Source organism: Bradyrhizobium sp. SZCCHNRI2009 (assembly GCF_032485115.1).
Classification (GTDB): Bacteria; Pseudomonadota; Alphaproteobacteria; order Rhizobiales; family Xanthobacteraceae; genus Bradyrhizobium.
The window spans coordinates 250,436-267,553 of sequence record NZ_JAUEUH010000007.1 but is presented as its reverse complement, the minus strand read 5'-3'; the positions used below and the strand labels follow the sequence as shown (position 1 = coordinate 267,553).

The following is a 17,118-nucleotide window of genomic DNA, read 5'->3' as shown; positions in this document are numbered from 1 at the left end:
ATAAGCGCCCAAAATCCCTGCACGGGATTCTCGGCGTCAAAATAATCTCAGTAAGTTGTTCGGCCCCAAGCCCGGAGCCTCAAAATTCTGCACAAACCACATTCAATTACAAGACGTGCCAGTAAATTTCACACGCGTGCGATAGCTCGACCCAGGGGAATGACTGGACGGCCCAGGAAGTCGGCTTCCAGCGCCGGTTCATCCGCAGCGTGCTGATCTTCATGGGCTAGGCCGCAAGGGCGTCGCTCAGGTTGCACTGGGAGGCCAGATGATGGCCTCGAAGCGCCGCGATGTGCGAAAGGCCGTCATCAATGTCGAACGACATCGCATTCACCGCGTCGACAAACCGCATGGCCTCGGTCCCCGAGGCCAAAGCCCGAGCTTTGGTCCGCATGCGGTCGGGATGCTGGTCGTCCAGGCTCTTCTGCTGCATTGGTCTTCAGCTCATCGAAGAACTTCAGGACCTCTTCGGCAAACTTAGGATCAGCGTGCCGGCCACCGCCTTAGCTGGAGTTGAACCCGCGCGGTCCTTCGTCGGCTGCAGCGATCCAGAGCTAGTGGCCGATCAGGTTGAGCGTTACGAAGCCATTCAGTCCATCCACAGCAATGCTACTTTGACCGTCCACGATGCAATACTACCGCCTCTGCTTGAATTACCAAAATCTGAAGATCGCTTTCAGATAGCCCGCGGCTTGCCAGACGAAGACGCTCGGTTAGCACCGTTCGATTGGATCCCTCCTTTCCGTCTTCTGATATCCCCAGTAAGGCGTTCGGTGTCGTGGTCAGCACCTTGCAAATCCGCAATAGAGTCGAGAGGTCCGGCTCACGATCGCCGGTCACATAGAAACCATAACGCCTTTCGCTCAAACCTGCACGGCGCGCTACCTCGGCGTTTGAAAAGCCGAGCTCTTTGGCGCGTGATCGAAGCTTTTGCCCCAGTACCTGCATAAGAACAATCTGTTCCGACGCAGCTTGTTTGGTCCATGTAACTGTTGTACCGTAACACGTACAATACGTACCGATTACGGATAGGGTCGCGACAGGGGTAGTCGATGAACGCCAACAGCCCTCCAAGACACCAGAAGCGAAAGTCTAGAAATGAAGGTGTGGTGAGCCCGAGTACGCTCGACCAAGCGTGCCTGGACGATTTCGCGCTGGTCCAGCTAGACACAAGGTTTGTCACCCTGTTGTCCGAGATATCCGCCCTGGACCCACAGCGCAGTGGCGGTCGGGGGCGACGCCCTGAGAGTGCCGGCTCGGAATTAACTGGCCGCGCACAGAAGGTCGAATCAATCCTGGCTCGCTTGGAACCCGTTGAGCAAGCCATTATGGCTACGCCTGCGCGGACGATCGTAGGTCTGGGTATAAAAGCTCGTCATGCAGCATACGTGGTTTCAGAGCATTGGGAATCGCCGATCGAGCAAATTGACTGGGACGCCCGCGCCGTTCGGCTCTTGATCGAAGCGATATGCAAGGCTGCCGGCCTGCGGTTGCCGTTTCCTTGTAAAGCATAGCAATAGGCGAGCAGGATCAGCGCTGCCGGGCCTGAATCGCAACGCTTCGGGTATATCTATTACTTGATTACCTAATTCCGGTTGAAAGGCTTATTTGCCGTTGGCGGATGCGCTTTTCGATGACCCCTCGTGGATCAGGTTCCTCAGCGATAGGGCAAAAAGTCGACACAGATCAGTAGCGTGGGTCATACATCATCGACTCAACGAAGCCGAGCAGGTCGTTTGGTGCGGGGCCGCTGGCCAGTCCGTTCTGATAGGCGACGCCGGCCACCGCCGCGCCGATATGGGCCGAGACCTCGCGGATACGCCGCAGCGCCGGGTACAGACTGCCCTGTTCGAGATCAGCGCCGGTGACGCAATTCGCCAAGGTGTGGGCCGCGGCCATGAACATCTCGTCCGTCATCCGCCGCGCGCCGCTGGCAATGGCGCCGAGGCCGATGCCGGGGAAGATGTAGGAGTTGTTGCCCTGCCGCGGCACGAAGGTCTTGCCGTCGAGCTTGACCGGGTCATAGGGGCTGCCGCAGGCGAACAGCGCGCGTCCCTGGGTGTAGCGATAGGCCGCCTCCGCCGAGCACTCCACCTTCGAGGTCGGGTTGGAGAGCGCGAAGATGATCGGACGCTCGTTGAGCTCGGCCATCGCCTGCAGCACCTCTGGCGTGAACGCGCCGCCGACCGCTGCCACGCCGATGATCGCCGTCGGCTTCAGTGTCTTGATTGCGGAGAGGAAGTCGCCGATCGGGGCCTGGTCATGCGCATAGCGCAGCTTGTGGCCATGTAGATTGTCGCGGCCCTTGATGACCAGGCCCCGGGAATCCGTCAGCCAGTTGCGCCGTAGCGCCTCGGCTTCGGACAGGCCTTCGGCCATCATCGCGGAGACGACGAGATCGGCGATGCCGGTCGCCGCCTCGCCAGCACCGAGGAACAGCACGGTCTGGTCGCGCAGCTTGCCGCCGGTGATGCGCAGCGCCGAGAACATGCCGGCAAGCGCCACCGCCGCCGTGCCCTGGATGTCGTCGTTGAAGACGCAGGCCTCGTCGCGATATTTGTGCAGCAGCTTGAACGCCGCGTGATTGGCGAAATCCTCGAACTGGATCAGTACGCCGGGGAAAGCCGTGCGAGCCGCGGTCATGAACTCGTCGACGAAGGCGTCATAGGCTTCGCCCCTGAGGCGCTTCTGCCGCAGGCCGATATAGTAGGGGTCGGCCAGAAACTCTTCGTTGTTGGTGCCGACGTCGAGCATGACCGGCAGGCATTCCTCCGGGTGAATACCGGCGCAGGCCGAGTACAGCGACAGCTTGCCGACCGGGATGCCCATGCCGTTGGCACCGAGATCGCCAAGGCCGAGGATGCGCTCGCCGTCGGTGACGACGATCAGCTTGGCGCGGTACGGCCAGTTGGCGAGGATCTCCGCGATCCGCCCGCGATCATTGGCCGAGATGAACAGGCCGCGTGGACGCTGGAAGATGAGGCCGTACTTCTGGCAGGCGAGGCCCACGGTCGGCGTGTAGATCAGCGGCTGGATCTCGTCGATGTTGTCACACACCACGCGGAAGAACAACGCCTCGTTGCGGTCGTGCAGCGCATTCAAGGCGACGTATTTCTCGAGGTCGTTGGAAAGGCTGCGCAGGTTGACCACGACGCGCTCGGCCTGGGCCTGCATTGACAACACCCCTGCGGGCAGGAAGCCACGCAGTCCGAGCGCATCGCGTTCCTGCTCGGTGAAACCAGTGCCCTTGTTGAGCAGAGGATCACGCAACAATGGTAGCCCTCGCGGCGAAACTTCGTAGGACTCTCGGTAAGAAAAAAACGGCGCAGTTCCGGCTGCTTTCGCGAAAGAGTTCAAGGCCGCTTCAGCTTCCAACAAACGTTCATTTAGCTCGCTAGCTTGAAGGGAAGAAACTAAAGAGGTTGCGTCACTTAAGAACGCTCTCTGTTCGCGGTCGAGGGGCCATGCTCGCAAAGTCTCGGCCAGCTGTTGTCTCGCGCTCTTGCGATGCGACCAAGCACTAGGTAAAGAATAGGGCACGGGACTGGTCATGCAACCCTCCCTGAGCTCGGGTATAAATCAGGCTCCAGATGACTTAACAAACGAACCATCATTGCGCGAGCTTGGTCATTAAATCGTTTACGGGACACCTCGTCTGGGGCACCCCGTATACGTATTGTTTCCTGCGTCGTAGTGATTTGCTCGGAAATTCGATTACAGAGTCGCTGCAATCGCTCGTCTGACAGACTCCTAAGCTCGGAATAGAGATGCTGCAGGTTCCGTAGCTTGTAGCTAAGAAGTATGGCATTTCCGCTCGCCAATTCGGAAATTTCGTCAGTCACATCCGGCAGAAACAGTATACGCGATAGAGAGGCGCACCTCTTTAAGCATTTCCGCATATCACCTTCCGCAGCGTGGCTCCTTATCGTCGAGCTTAACCAGTCTATGTAGCGCCCGAGCTCTGCAGGATCGTTCATTTGATTGGGAAGTCGGTCAATGGGGACTAACGGCGCTTCCTGTGCGGCGAACGTTCTGGACTTGCTAGCGGAGTTGCCATTCTCGTCGATAGCAATAATCAAATTCGATATTTCGCTGACGCCGATTTCGTCTATTTCGCCAAGATAATCTGCCTTTATAAACGACCTATCTTTATTCCGAGGATCGATCGTCCTTGCGAAATACTCCTCCGTCGGACTATTTTCATCCCAGGGGTAACGCCATCGCTCACATCCTAATGTTAAGGTAAGGCAGACGATCTGCTGTGTGCCAAGCATATTAGACCGCAGTTTGCTCACATCGCCGATATCTCGCGCAGGAAGGTACTCGCAGAAATCAACATCGCCAACTACATCAAATAGCTTTCTCAGAACGTTGCTTCCACTGATGGAGATCGTCGAGTTGGAGCTAGATCTTACGATTCTTGAAAGATTCCAAAGAGCATCCAATTCACGTCCAGTGGGAAACGTCGGCAATACGTGATAGGGGACGCGGAAAATCATTGGTGGGGCGAATTTTATAAGATAGCCCGCATGTTCTTTATCAGCCCGGTAGTCGCGATACGTCACGGCATGAAGACTTGCCATCGCCTGCAACGTAGCGGTTAGAGCCTCTTTCAACTCTCGAAAAATTGTGCTTTTTCCGAATTTCAACCCGCCGCGATTGGTGAGATAATACTCTCTGCAGGCAGAGAAGATTGGTGCCAATGGCCGATCAAGGGTCTTGCTCATCAGTTTGCTCAGTTCAATCTATCGTCCTGATCATAACCAATATCCGATTGAGTGCAACTCAGAGCTGCCGGGCGTGGCTTGCGATAACCCAGGCCAGGTTGCGAACATGCGCATCGGACCGTCCTCACAGACGGATGTCTTCGTGGGAAGCAGGTGCAGCTGGGCTGCCCAAAGCCCGCATACCTGGATCACACCTAGTGCTCGAAGGCAGCACATAATCATTGTCGAGCACAGTGAGAACTCGTGAGCCGGATCAACGCTGGTCGTTTCATTGGCGATCGCGAGTCTTGCGACCGAGCGCATGGGGAGTGGCCAATGATCGACCGCTCCTGGAATATCAAAACTGACGGGTTGTCGGCTCACTCTCCGGCATCTCAGCCGGAAGACGGCCCGCTCCTCGCGCATGGACAGCAATTCACCGAGTTATGCGCAGAGCTGGAAGGGCTGGAGTCGTTGCCTCGCAATCGAAGTCAGGCCGCTGGCGAGGTACAGCCCCATGGGGAGCTCTCTTCATGGCAACGTCCCCTAACGAAGTCGCGGCAGACCGAACAGAAGCAATTCCTCGCCGCCTCTACCCGATCGAGCAACAGATTGTACAAACTCCAGCATCGACAATCGTGGGATTGGGCGCAAAGGCGCGGCACGCGGCCCATGTAATGTCTCAGTATTGGGAAGAGGACCTTGGCCAAATCGATTGGGAGGCAAAGGCGGTGCGCTGCCTGATAGAAGCAGTCTGCGAGGTAGCGGGCGCAGCATTGCCTTTTCGTGATTCAGAAGTCGACGCATGAGTGCGGTTTCGCGTCGCGCTTCCATAGCTCACTCACGACGGAGCAAAGCGAATGAGTGTCGTATCGATCATGGCCGCGATACTAGAAGATGAATTGGTAGCATACGGCGTTCTTGAACTAACCCAAGTTGATTGCAAGGCCATCGTTCAAAGCGTGATCGACCGTACAGCCGAACTCGAGATTAGAAGTAGCTTGAGTTGGTCCGAGCCCGATCTCGGTAAACAGAATTGACGACTTATTGGCTGAACTTCCTGCAAATGAGAAGCTGAATCTATCCTGCGCATCGCGCATCTACGAGGCGCTTTCGGTCGCCTGTGCCTCTGTAGCGAGCTAGCCTTTCAAAAAGATAGGCCCGAGAAATCTTACGGCACCTCTCTATAACCACTCTCAAGCACAATGACCACTACTGGTCGACGATCGGCGGGGCAGAGAATTTCCAGGAGCCACCCTTTTGTATCCTATCGTTCGACGTGCCTTTTCGTCAGTTGCAGTGTATCTCAACGTCTGAGCGAGATTGTTTAAGGGGCGACAATCGGGTGCACCGATAAGCTCCGCTCCCTTCTCGCGCTTGCCAACCTTGGGCTGAGCGTTAGCCTCGAGTCTTCTGGACGCTCCAAATAGGGCAGCGGGCTCATCCGCATTCATCAGCGATCGCCTCGGCAACTCTGTTGAGGCCATCTCATGACAAGCAAGACAAGACCAATCTCGATCCGTCTCGCCGCGAACGAGATCGAGCAAATCCGCGCGCGGGCTCACAAACTTTCGGCAAACATCACCGGGGTCGCCCGCGACCTTATCCGCACCGGGCTTGCCGGCGGGGACAACAAGGCTCTCGCCGATCGGTTGATGCGGATAGAGCGTCGAGTCGCCGCGCTCGAACAGCAAAGCCAGGAAACCTACGCGCAGGTTCAATCGACCGACAAGGCAGCGCGTAATCTGCTTGCGATGTTTGAGGCCCTGTTGAAGGCCCTGACCGACGAAAGCTCCGGGAGGGCAGCATGACCAAGCGTTTGCGGATCATCAGCTTTCTCGCTGCCATGGGTTGCTTTGCGGTCGCGGCGAGCATCTCGTATCTCGGGTTCGAGGTCTGGCCGCCGAGCGCCACGCTGGCCGATGGAGGGAGCGCCGAATTCCAGCCAGCAGACATTCAGGCCTGCATCAGAGGGCGTGGCCTGGCCTGGCTGGCAGACCGCTCCGGCGAGGCCTATTGGCAGGCTTGCCGAGACTGGCTCGCGCGATATCAAGCTCTGAACGGCTTCGAGCTTCGTTTCTGGAGCGTGATCGGCGCCAGTCTTGCGGGCCTGCTGGCGCTGTTCGGCTTTGCGCTGAGTCTTCGGTTAGACTCGGTCTCGCTCAAGGTCCTTCGCGGAGCACGGCTGCAGATCGGCCGTCAAGGCCTGAAGGCGTTCGCCCGGGCGGCCGCCGCGGAGTGCCAGGTCCACGGCAAGGGCGTTGAGTTGATGCCATCGGTGCCCCTTGGGCGCGAGCGGGAGGCGCGGCATTTCTTGATCGTGGGCAGCGTCGGCGGAGGCAAGACGCAGACCATGCTTCACCTGATCGATGAAGCGCTCTCTCGCGGGGATGGCCTCCTGGTGCTCGACACGAAAGGCGACATGATGGGCGGGCTCCCAGCCGATGGGGACCCCCTCCTGGTCGCGCCCCATGATCAGCGGTCTCTGGTCTGGGACGTGGCAGCCGACTGCAGCATCAAGCAGGACGCCCGCGAGCTAGCCGCCCGCTTCATCCCGCCAAGTTCCGATCCGATGTGGTCCCAGGCGGCACAGGAGATCCTCGTCGCCTGTATCGCCTATCTCCAGGCGACCAGGGGCAAGGAGTGGGGGTGGGGTGATCTGCAACGAGTCGTGACCGCTGATGTCGGCACGCTCGCAGCGTACGCCAAGGATCACAATCCCAATGCGCTGCGACTGCTCGACCAGCCGGAAAGCAAGACCACGCTCAGCATCCTGACCACCTTCCAGACCCACATGCAGATCGTTTCGGTCCTGGCGGAGGCTTGGTCCGCCCCATCGGCGCGGCGGTTCTCGATTCGCAATTGGCTGCATCACCCAACGCGTTATCGCCCCCTTATCCTTCAGCACGACCCCGGGTATCCCGAACTGTCACGGATCTGGATCGGCAGCATGCTCGGCCTGCTCGCCTCAGCCGTAGGCAGCCCTACCCTTGCCGAAAGCCGCGAGCGGAGGGTCTGGTTGTTCTTGGACGAGTTCCCGCAGCTGCCGCCGGTCAAGCAGTTTCCGACCTTCCTCGAGCTTGGCCGCTCCAAGGGCGTTGCGGTCGTGATCGGAGCTCAGGACACGGCCCAGATCCGCGCTGTTTATGGACAGGATCAAGCCAAGTCCTGGTTCGGTATGACCGGCACCAAGATCATCACCCGCATCAACGCCAGCGAAGCGGCCGAGGACATCAGCCGCCTCATCGGCGAGCAGGAGGTCGAGCGGAGAACGAAGAGCTCAACCCATACCGGCGGCAAGACCAGCGTCACCGAGAGCACCCAACGCGAGATGCGCCGGGTGATCACGGCATCAGAACTAGGCTCCCGCCTTGGACCGACCAAAGACGGCGTCCGGGTCCTGCTCATCGGTCTCGGCGAAGACGTCTACGAGTTGGAACTGCCCTATCTCAAGCTGCGTCAATTGCGCGAACCGATCATGCCGGCCGATTGGACTCGCCCCTCGTCCCGGGTGAGGCTGTCGGACCGCGCCGACGATGACACTCATCCAACTCCACCCTCTCCCCCTGCCCGCCTGTCGAAGGAATTGGCGAAACAGATCCTCAAACGGCGGGAGTGAGCCATGGTGGCCTCCATCTCAGCTCGCGGGAACGCAGCTTCCGCTTCGCGCTACTACGGTCATCTGCAGCGCGACGACTACTACAGCCGGGACGGCGATCCACCGGGCCGCTGGGCCGGCCGAGGGGCCGAGCGGCTCAGCCTGGACGGACCCGTCACGCGCACCGAGTTCGACGCTGCGCTGCGCGGGATCGATCCCAAGACCGGCGAGCGGCTGGCGCAGCTTGGCGGCCGCGGTCGAGAGCACGCGGCCGGCTGGGACATGACCTTCAGCGCACCCAAATCGGTCTCAGTACTCTGGGCTCTTTCTGAGCCCGCTGAGCGCCAGATGATCGCCCAGGCCCATCGGTCGGCTGTCCTAACTGCGAGCGGTCAGCTGGAAGCAACCGCCGGCTGGGCAAGGCGTGGCCGGGCCGGAGCCACCCGAGAGCAGACCGCGGGGCTACTCATGGCGCAGTTCGATCATCACACCAGCCGCGAATCCGACCCGCAGCTGCACACCCACACCTTCGTTTTCAACCTGGCTCCGCGTCACGATGGCAGCTGGGGCGCGATCGTCAGCCGTGAGCTTTACAAGACCCAGAAGCAGGCCGGGACCACCTACCGCCAAGCGCTTGCATCGGAGCTCGAACGGCAAGGTATTCGGCTGGAGCAGCATAAGGACACGTTTCGCGTGGCGGCCATCCCGCGCCACATCGAGCGCGCTTTCTCCAAGCGGCGCCACGCGATCGAGGAAGCCGCGAAAGCCCACGGCTATAGCACGCCAAAGGGCATGGAGCTGGCGACGCTACGCACGCGCCGGCCCAAGCAGGATGCCAAGCTCAGCGAACTCACCAGCCATTGGCAAGCCGAGGCCAAGTCTCTGGGCTTTGATATCCGTAGGAGCCGTGATCACATACACACCACAAGCCGCAGCCGTTCTCACGTGGAGCTTGCAGGAGGGCGGGGCCAAACCCGTTCGCCGGTCGGCCAACCAGCACCGGCGGGAGCCCGGGCCGCTGCTAAACCAACCCAGCATCAAAGCGCCGCCCAACTCGGTTCTCGCCTCGGGCAAGTGCTCCGCGCGATGGACCAGTCGGCCGGCATGTCTGGGGTCAGGATCAAGCTCCGCCAAAGTGAGCATGATCGGGATTGAGCGAGAGTCGGGAAGACGATTGGCCCTTCCCGCGGCAGCGTCGGCCCCTGGATCGCTGCAAACGGACACGCCGGCAGGAGGAGTAGCCCCGCCCGTTCACAATCGATCAGCGACCCTTAGGAAACGATTTGCTAGCTTTGAGTTCAGATCGCGACAGGGGACGCTTTGGGAACAGCTACGTGAATAACCTCGTCACAGCTAGAAAGTGATACCGAAATTTCGCTCGTATACGCGTCCAAGCGCCTGCAAGTTATTGACCCACCTTGATCTATTGATCCTTAGAGAACCCTTGCTGTATTCGCTCGATCCTTCTTTTGTAAACACCGATCAACATGACTTTTTTGTTTCACCCCAATGAGATAGCCGCATGCGGGTCGCGAAGTGTCAGCACCACAGGTGCATAGGGTGTGAAAAACTTCTTCCTTCTCTTCCCTAAGACTCATCTCTGCTCTTGATTGCCGTTGCCCGCTTGTGGAGAAGCCCAATCCCAGCCGCCAGAACGCACAACTGTTGCAATGGACGCGTTGATGAGGCCGCGATCATGCTGCAACCAACTGGCTTTCCGAGTGAGTAATTCTTGATGCCTCCTTGCAGAGAATTGGCGAGAGCGCCGGTGCCGCCGCTGTACGAGAATGATAATATCCTGGCGGTCCTGCAGCAAACCGACTGCCGCTCAGGGCGCCCTCGATGCTGAGAATCGTCATCCGGTAACGTCGGGCTAAAACGAGGCAGTACCGCTAAAGGCGATGGCTGAAGCTGCTTCTAGCGCCTCGCGGCCGCGGCGCTGCTACGGACTTTTTGCCCGGCCGCTACAAATCAGATGTCGGTTGTCAGTAGGTCTTCGCCAAAAAAGTCAGCACCAGCCTCGTCACTATGCACCGATGTCGTAGATGGTATCGTGCCGCGCAGAATGCGCACTAAGCCGACGATCTTGGCAGATCGACAAACCAGCGCAAACCAAAAACGCCGGACGAATTCGTCCGTCCGATTGTCCGTCGTATCGGGCGTTGATTGTCAAACTGTGCTCTATTGCGAGCCGGGCCGAAGGCCCGGCGAGCACCGGACGCGTGCGCGCGTCAGCGTCGCCGATCTGGCTAGCGGAGTCAGCGACGCTGAACCTTTTTGAGAGTGGCCACGCAACCGGTGTCACCCGGTTGCGCGGTTTGTGGTCAGCTGACACGCTCCATCAGGCGCCTGGCCTTGCCTTCCAGCTCGAGCCTCGCGTCCTGATGCGCCTTGCTTCGGGCCACGGCCGTGATGCCCTGCACAAAGTCGAAAATGCTCTCCGGCTTGCGATTCTCCTCGCCAAGAACGGCCTCAATGACCTTCGATGTCTCGGATTTGGAGAAACCATTCTTGCGCAGAAAGCCCTCGCGATCCTCGTCCGTGCGGGCGACGATGCGCTGCCGCGCGGCCGCAATGCCAGCAACAAACGGCGCGGGCGAGGAATTGGCAAAGTTCGACAATGCCGGTGCAGCCTCATGCGCAAACCGTTGCGCGGCAAACTTCGAATGCCGGATTGTTATCTGCTCGAAATTTTCCACGCCCCAGAGGTTCCGGTTCATGCAGACGGCGCGCAGATAGAAGCTGGCAATACCCAGCGTCTTGCTGCCGACCTCACTGTTCCAGCAGTAGAAGCCCCGAAAATACATATCCGGCGAGCCGTCCGGAAGCCGTCCCGCCTCGATCGGGTTGGTGTCGTCGACCAGAAAGAGGAACACGTCGCGATCGCTGGCGTAGAGCGTGGTGGTGTCCTTGGTGACATCCACAAAAGGATTGTGGTTCATGGTCGACCAGTCGAGCACACCCGGCACTTTCCATCGGGTGTCTCCGGTGCCATTGCCGGCAATCTGCATGACCGCGGCAACCAGTTCGTGATCCCAGATGCGGCCGTAGTCCGGCCCGGTGACGGCACGAAGCTCAACTCGGCCATTATCGGCCTCAAGGGTCTTCACCAGTTCGGCGCGGTGTGACAGCAGGCCATGCTGCAGATTGATGGCTGACAAAGCTGCGGGCAGTTGCCGCAGATAGGCGCCCGGGGCACCCACCAGCGTGCAGAGCTGGCCAAAACTCCAATGCGTCGGCGTCACCGGCTCAGACTGTCCGGGAACGATTAGGGCCAACCGCTCGGCGTTCTCGCGGGTAGCCTCCACGCGGATGGTCCGACTTTCGACGGTGCGCACATCGGCGCATTCGGCCCGGCTGCGCACGGCGTCATAGAGGTCCGGCAAATTGAGATAGCGTTCGTCATCTGGACGCGCAAACCACTCCGACGACACCCGGCCGATCCGCTGGCCGCGCGAGATATCCACCCGGAAACCGCTGGAAAACGATTGTTCGCCGTGCTGTGACATCGTCACGTTCATTGTCACTCTCCTGTTCAGGTTGAAGCGCAGCGCTGCGCTGCAACCCTGCCCGTCGGCGAGACCTGGGGTAGCAAGGGCGGCCGGAGCGGAGGGGGATCACCCGCCTGACAAGGGCGCGCGGGATCCGCGCGCGTCTGCACGCGCCGTTCCATGCGAGACTCTTGTGATCGATGGAGGCGCGGAAGACTGGGGAAACCGCACCGGCCGGCACGTTGTCGTGCTTCACCCTTGCCCGCGCGAGGGCGGAGCCCATAGCAATCGCTTGTCAGAAACAGAGCCTTGGCCTTCCTCTTAGACGGCGATGAGCATGCAAAAAGCCCCGCCTCCGAAGAGGCGGGGCCGATGATCCCAGGGGATCAGTCGCCGCTGCGGCGCGACCAGATCAAAGCGAAAACGTCGTCGCCCTCGACCTTGACCAGCGACGCGTAGATCGGCGCCGGGAAGCTCGGATCGTCGAGCTTGACCGAGAGATATTCGCGGTCGCTGTCACGGGCGGTCTTCTTCCAGGCCGCACCGAACTCGATGGCGCCTGCCCAGATGCGGTAGTCGGGCGCCTTGTCGCTGTCCTTGTCGCTTGCGACGAACTTGGCCTTGATGTTGAGCGTCAGCGTCTTGATCGAGCCGGTGTAGCCGTTGTCCGATGCGGTGAAGGTGCCAATGGTTGCCATGGTGGTCTCCGTCTGTTTGCTCGGGTCGCGCCCATCGCGGCCTCGATGGCGGTCCTTGGCCCGGGGAGCGATCGGCCCGCAGCCGTCAGGCCCGAAGCGCCAGCGGAGGACGGCGAGAGCCGGCTCTTTTGGCTTCCCGCGAGGAATGCCGCCGCTTGGCGGCAGGGGAAAAAAGCCGGCGTAGCCCTTGCGGGAAGGCGATCGAGGCTTTGGCCGGCCCTCGGGCCTGATCAGCCATTCGAGGTCCACGCCGGATGCGCGCCACGACGAACGGACGGAGATCACCATCGCAACCGGACCGACGCGACACACCGAAACGGCTGGTTTGATCAGACACACGCTGACGTCTCGGCATCGACACCAGGTCAAGCACTGCGAAGGCGAACGATAGCGACCGGCATCGCAGCTTCTCGCGCGAGATCGAAGGCGTGGCCGGCGTTGCCGTGCAATGTATCGACGGTCTCGAGGGCTCAGGCCATTCCGTGGTCAGAGCCCCTGCCCCGACCGCATCGTGATGGTCAAGACCGAGGGCGTCACGCACCGATCCCTCGCCTGCGTCGCCGGCCGGAATCGGGAGATCGCGATCCGCGTCATCCTTCAGGCGGGGCTTGCACGGGGCGGTGGACGCAGTTGGTATCCATCGAACCGGCCGCGCGCCGATTAGCGCGCGGCCGCAAATTTTTGGAACCAATCGGGGGCCGCTCGCGCGGCCCCGACCTCGACTTCATTCGGCAGCCATCGGACAGGTCGCTCCGCTCTCCTGGTTCGGCGTTTCGCCTGCGCGCTCCTGATCGGATTTCGGCGTCCTCAACAGCGCGGGCAGCCAACCGGTCGCGGTCAGCAATTACTCGGCGGCGTCCGCCATGTCGCGCTTCTTCATGTCAGTGATCCGCTCGGCGGCCTCCGTGTTGACCCCTTCCCGCACGGCGTCCAGAATGCGCGCCTTGGTGACACGGCCGAGATAGCTGCGCGCCGTTGGCCGCCAATATCCGGTCATATCCAGTTCAACCGATTGCGCCAGCCGGTCGGCGGTGGCCAGGGCGCGCGTTCGCCGCTCCCATGGCAGCTTTACGGCATTGACGGTCAGCGCAACGCAATGCGCGAACAAGGCCATGCGGCTGTCGCAATCGAGGTCGGCCACAAAGGTCCACAGGCCGGCAACGTCGCGCGGCAGCTGCCTTGCCCAATCGGCGTGGCGATCCGCCCAGGCCCTGCCGGCCGGGGTATCCTCGATCCCATCGGCATGTGACGCCAGATCGATCCTGACCGGCTGAATGCCGACGGCATGGGCATTCGCGCCGATGTAGAAGATTTGCGCGGCCAGCGCATGGGTCACAGCGACAATCGCGGTTTCCGGCTGTTCGCTCAGATTGAGCCGCAGCCCCAAAGTGCGGTGCGCGGTGAGGTCACGGACAAGCAGGTCCGACAATGGACAGTCCTCATCCTCCTCATCGCTGCCGCTCTCCTCGCCCTTCCCATCCTCAGCGGCTTCGTCACCTGCGCCTTGGGCCTCCGGCTCCGAGGCATCGCCAACCTGATCCGGTTGCGATCGCGGCTTCTCGTCCTCGGGACGGATGAACCCGCGTTCGATGCGAAGGTCGCCGTCATGGCTGAGAATGACAAAGGCGCCACCACGGGCGACATCCTCAGGGTCGTAGACGTGCCGTTTTGCCTCCAGCAGGTCGATCTCCGCTTCCAGCTCACAGAACCGGACATCCACATGGTCGGGGATTTCATCGACCGTCTGATGCCATTCGGACAGTTCCTCGACCTCGTGGCGGGCGGCCTCCAGTGCCGCCTGATCCTCAGCCGACAGCTCGACCTGATGCGGGTAGACCCGCCGCAAGCCATGCGCGTGCGGGAAATCGAGATGGGCTTCCGTCCATTTCCACCCTTCCGCGGCCCGCAGCCTATCGGCCTCATGGCCAAGCCCGGCCGTCACCAGCAGATCGAGCAACGCCACGTCTTCCAGATAGCCGCCGCGATCCTCCGTAAACAGGTCACGCAGGACGGTCCCGCCCGCCTCCACATAGGCTTCGATCCCGACAAAGCGCGCGCGGCGATCCGTGGCAGGCACATGCGTTTCGGTGAGAAGACGGCGGATGATGGTGGCGTCGCCGCTGTAGGACAGCCGGTCAAAGACAGCCTCCTGCCGCGCATGATCCTCGGTGATGGCAAACGCCATTAACTGTTCAAGGGTCAGTTCGCCATCGCGATAGACCTGCATCAGCCGCGGCGAGATTACGGCCAATCGCAGCCGCTGCCGCACCACCTGGGCGGTCACGCCAAAGCGGGCCGCGATCTCCTCTGCGCCAAACCCGCGTTCGTCGGCAAGCTTCCTGAACGCCTCGAACTGGTCGGCGGGATGCATGTTTTCCCGGGTGACGTTCTCGTCGAGGCTGATCTCGTGGGCATCGTTGGCGGTGTCGATGATGCAGCGGATCGGCTCGGTCTTCTTGATCTCCTTCCGCTTCACGCGCAGGAGCTGGGCCAAGCGCCGGCCCTCGCCGATGGTCACGAAATAGAACCCGGTCGCGCCCCCCTCTCCATCCAACTCCGGCTCGACAACGAGGTTTTGCAAGATGCCCTTGGCGGCGATACTTGCCGCCAAGGCTTCGACCGCCGCCTCGCTGTGCGGCGTCTTGCGGGCGTTCTTCGGGGACTTCTTCAGCTTGTTAAGCGGAATGAAAAGCTCGGTCCCGCTCTCCACAATGGTTTCGACTGATTTGGCCGACATGATCGATCTCCCTTCTCTGGCTTGATGGGCGCAAAGCGCGCACACTCCGCGCCTGCGCCCCTGCCCGTCGGCGAGACCGGGGGTAGCAAGTGCCAGGGCGATCCGAGCGGTGGGGGATCGCCCGCCCGCAAGGGCCGCTCGAAGAGCGGGTCTGCACAAGCGCAGGACTGGCTGAGATGATTCAGGATGTGAGGAAGCGCGGAAGACCGGGGAGAGCGCTCGGGTCGGCGCCGGCACCAGCCGGCGCTTTACCCTGGCGCGCGCGAGGGGCGGAGCCCCTTAGATCTAGAAGACGGGGCATGTTGGCTGGTGTAAGCCGTGCCCGGCAGAGAATAAGGCAGCCGCAGGAGCGTCAGCATAGCGCCGACGCCGAACGCGGCGGGACGCGGGACCGACTGCAGTCGCGAGACCGGTTAACAAGGCACCCGAACGCGGGACAGTGATAGCGACGCCGGCATGCAATGACGGCGGGGCCGCGGACGAGAGCCTCCGGCAAGCGACACACTATTCTGCGCGAGGGATCGAAGCCGGATGGCCGAGACGCCATGCGGCTCGGTTCACGAGTGCCCGCTGCGGCCGTTGCCGCACGCGCCTAGATGGGATCGCCTTGCGCAATCATGATCGAGAAACGCTTGGTCACTTCTGCCGGAAACCGAGCATCTGCCGTATCCGAGATTACCTGCCGCACACGGCGATCGGCAGTCAGAGAAATCGCCCCGGGATTGACCGTCACGACTGCCACGCAGAACGGCTCTGCTAGAGCGCACGCACCGCCGCGGTTCTCACCTGCTCCGATATTACATCATCGAGAATTGACAGGCCCTAGGCTGACTTCCGCTGCGGTTTGGCCGCCAGCTTCTTCGCCGCAGGCTCCTTGGCCGGTTTCTTGCCGGCAATCGGCATCAGCATTTCCTTCTGCCCGGCCACGGCCTTGCGCAGCTTCTTGGCCGGCTTCTTCGGCGCCTCTGTCGGGGCCGTCGCCTCTCGTCCGATGCTCTTGCGCAACGCGTCCATCAGGTCCACGACGTTCTCACCTTGAGGACGAGTTTTCGCGGTGATGGGCTTGCCGGCGCGCTTCTGATTGATGAGATCGATGAGGGCGGTTTCGTACTGGTCTTCGAACCTGTTCGGCTCGAAGTGGCCCGCCTTCTGATTGACGATGTGCTTGGCGAGATCAAGCATGTCCTTGGTAACTTTGACATCCTGGATATCGTCGAAATACTCGTCCGCGGAACGGACATCGTAAGGGTAGCGCAGCAGCGTCCCCATCAGCCCCTTGTCGAGCGGCTCCAGCGCGATGATGTGCTCGCGATTGGTCAGCACCACGCGGCCGATTGCGACCTTGTTCATCTCGCGGATCGTTTCCCGAATGACGGCGAAGGCATCATGCCCGACCTTACCGTCGGGACGCAGGTAGTAGGGACGAATGAGATATCGCGGATCGATCTCGCTGCGGTCGACGAACTCGTCGATCTCGATGGTTCGTGTCAATTCCAGCGCGACGTTCTCAAGCTCCTCCTTGGTCACCTCGATGAAGGTATCGGTGTCGACCTTGTAGCCTTTGACGATGTCCTCATTGTCGACCTCCTCGCCGGTGTCGGAATCGATCTTGGCGTACTTGATCCGATGGCCGGTCTTTCGGTTCAGCTGGTTGAACGAGACCTTTTCCGATTCCGACGTGGCCGGATAGAGCGCAACCGGACAGGTGACGAGGGAAAGACGAAGGAAGCCTTTCCAGTTGGCGCGCGGGGCCATCGCGGGGAACTCCATTACTGATGCCGGATTCAAGACGAACGGCCCGCCTTGGTTCCGACATCGCGACCCGTCCAACAGGCCGATTTTTCTCACCTAGGCCCTTGGACGGACTCGACATTTGTTCTTGTTATGT

Annotated in this window: 11 protein-coding genes and 1 pseudogene; 4 read left to right on the top strand and 8 right to left on the bottom strand. The window is 60.8% G+C overall.

Annotated elements, in window-relative coordinates; translation table 11 throughout:
• Positions 1 to 226 precede the first annotated feature (226 nt).
• The 4 genes from QX041_RS24810 to QX041_RS24795 form a co-directional block, all read right to left on the bottom strand.
• On the bottom strand, positions 227 to 433 hold the full coding sequence (locus QX041_RS24810; protein WP_316166823.1) for a hypothetical protein: 207 nt from the start codon (positions 431 to 433) through the stop codon (positions 227 to 229).
• A 176-nt stretch (positions 434 to 609) separates the two neighbouring features.
• The gene (locus QX041_RS24805; RefSeq protein ID WP_316166822.1) at positions 610 to 948 is read right to left on the bottom strand and encodes a helix-turn-helix transcriptional regulator; all 339 of its coding nucleotides are present in this window, start codon (positions 946 to 948) and stop codon (positions 610 to 612) included.
• Positions 949 to 1,686: 738 nt separating this feature from the next.
• Positions 1,687 to 3,552 (bottom strand): NAD-dependent malic enzyme, encoded by a 1,866-nt coding sequence (locus tag QX041_RS24800; protein WP_316166821.1) that lies wholly within the window; start codon positions 3,550 to 3,552, stop codon positions 1,687 to 1,689.
• Entirely contained in the window at positions 3,549 to 4,727 is a 1,179-nt protein-coding gene (locus QX041_RS24795) for a hypothetical protein (protein WP_316166820.1), read from the bottom strand. Before QX041_RS24795 ends, QX041_RS24800 begins: the two co-directional genes overlap by 4 nt.
• An 839-nt stretch (positions 4,728 to 5,566) precedes the next feature.
• Between QX041_RS24795 and QX041_RS24790 the strand changes: the two genes are divergently transcribed.
• The 4 genes from QX041_RS24790 to mobF all read left to right on the top strand — a co-directional run bounded on the left by QX041_RS24790 (position 5,567) and on the right by mobF (position 9,459).
• Positions 5,567 to 5,746 carry a hypothetical protein gene (locus tag QX041_RS24790; protein ID WP_316166819.1) on the top strand — a complete coding sequence of 60 codons (180 nt, stop codon included), beginning with the start codon at positions 5,567 to 5,569 and terminating at the stop codon, positions 5,744 to 5,746.
• A gap of 450 nt (positions 5,747 to 6,196) precedes the next feature.
• Positions 6,197 to 6,517: a hypothetical protein gene (locus QX041_RS24785; protein ID WP_316166818.1), complete on the top strand. Its 321-nt coding sequence runs from the start codon at positions 6,197 to 6,199 to the stop codon at positions 6,515 to 6,517.
• Entirely contained in the window at positions 6,514 to 8,325 is a 1,812-nt protein-coding gene (locus QX041_RS24780) for a type IV secretion system DNA-binding domain-containing protein (protein WP_316166816.1), read from the top strand. The genes QX041_RS24785 and QX041_RS24780 overlap by 4 nt, the downstream gene beginning before the upstream one ends.
• Positions 8,326 to 8,328: 3 nt before the next feature.
• Positions 8,329 to 9,459, top strand: coding sequence for a MobF family relaxase (mobF, locus tag QX041_RS24775; protein WP_316166815.1), 1,131 nt, complete (start codon positions 8,329 to 8,331; stop codon positions 9,457 to 9,459).
• Positions 9,460 to 10,628: 1,169 nt separating this feature from the next.
• Here the strand turns inward: mobF and QX041_RS24770 are convergent.
• The 4 genes and pseudogenes from QX041_RS24770 to QX041_RS24755 all read right to left on the bottom strand — a co-directional run bounded on the left by QX041_RS24770 (position 10,629) and on the right by QX041_RS24755 (position 16,985).
• Complete coding sequence (locus tag QX041_RS24770; protein WP_316166814.1) at positions 10,629 to 11,825, bottom strand: DUF932 domain-containing protein; 1,197 nt, start codon at positions 11,823 to 11,825, stop codon at positions 10,629 to 10,631.
• A 356-nt stretch (positions 11,826 to 12,181) separates the two neighbouring features.
• Positions 12,182 to 12,493: a DUF736 domain-containing protein gene (locus tag QX041_RS24765; protein WP_316166813.1), complete on the bottom strand. Its 312-nt coding sequence runs from the start codon at positions 12,491 to 12,493 to the stop codon at positions 12,182 to 12,184.
• Positions 12,494 to 13,217: 724 nt separating this feature from the next.
• Positions 13,218 to 15,230 (bottom strand): annotated as a pseudogene (locus tag QX041_RS24760) (ParB/RepB/Spo0J family partition protein).
• A gap of 822 nt (positions 15,231 to 16,052) precedes the next feature.
• The gene (locus QX041_RS24755; RefSeq protein ID WP_316166812.1) at positions 16,053 to 16,985 is read right to left on the bottom strand and encodes a Ku protein; all 933 of its coding nucleotides are present in this window, start codon (positions 16,983 to 16,985) and stop codon (positions 16,053 to 16,055) included.
• Between the last annotated feature and the right edge of the window lie 133 nt (positions 16,986 to 17,118).

Coding starts and splice junctions, on each gene's coding strand:
- QX041_RS24770 (WP_316166814.1), bottom strand. CDS start 11,825: ATGAACGTGACGATGTCACAGCACGGCGAACAATCGTTTTCCAGCGGT.
- QX041_RS24795 (WP_316166820.1), bottom strand. CDS start 4,727: ATGAGCAAGACCCTTGATCGGCCATTGGCACCAATCTTCTCTGCCTGC.
- QX041_RS24765 (WP_316166813.1), bottom strand. CDS start 12,493: ATGGCAACCATTGGCACCTTCACCGCATCGGACAACGGCTACACCGGC.
- mobF (WP_316166815.1), top strand. CDS start 8,329: ATGGTGGCCTCCATCTCAGCTCGCGGGAACGCAGCTTCCGCTTCGCGC.
- QX041_RS24805 (WP_316166822.1), bottom strand. CDS start 948: ATGCAGGTACTGGGGCAAAAGCTTCGATCACGCGCCAAAGAGCTCGGC.
- QX041_RS24790 (WP_316166819.1), top strand. CDS start 5,567: ATGAGTGTCGTATCGATCATGGCCGCGATACTAGAAGATGAATTGGTA.
- QX041_RS24755 (WP_316166812.1), bottom strand. CDS start 16,985: ATGGCCCCGCGCGCCAACTGGAAAGGCTTCCTTCGTCTTTCCCTCGTC.
- QX041_RS24810 (WP_316166823.1), bottom strand. CDS start 433: ATGCAGCAGAAGAGCCTGGACGACCAGCATCCCGACCGCATGCGGACC.
- QX041_RS24780 (WP_316166816.1), top strand. CDS start 6,514: ATGACCAAGCGTTTGCGGATCATCAGCTTTCTCGCTGCCATGGGTTGC.
- QX041_RS24785 (WP_316166818.1), top strand. CDS start 6,197: ATGACAAGCAAGACAAGACCAATCTCGATCCGTCTCGCCGCGAACGAG.
- QX041_RS24800 (WP_316166821.1), bottom strand. CDS start 3,552: ATGACCAGTCCCGTGCCCTATTCTTTACCTAGTGCTTGGTCGCATCGC.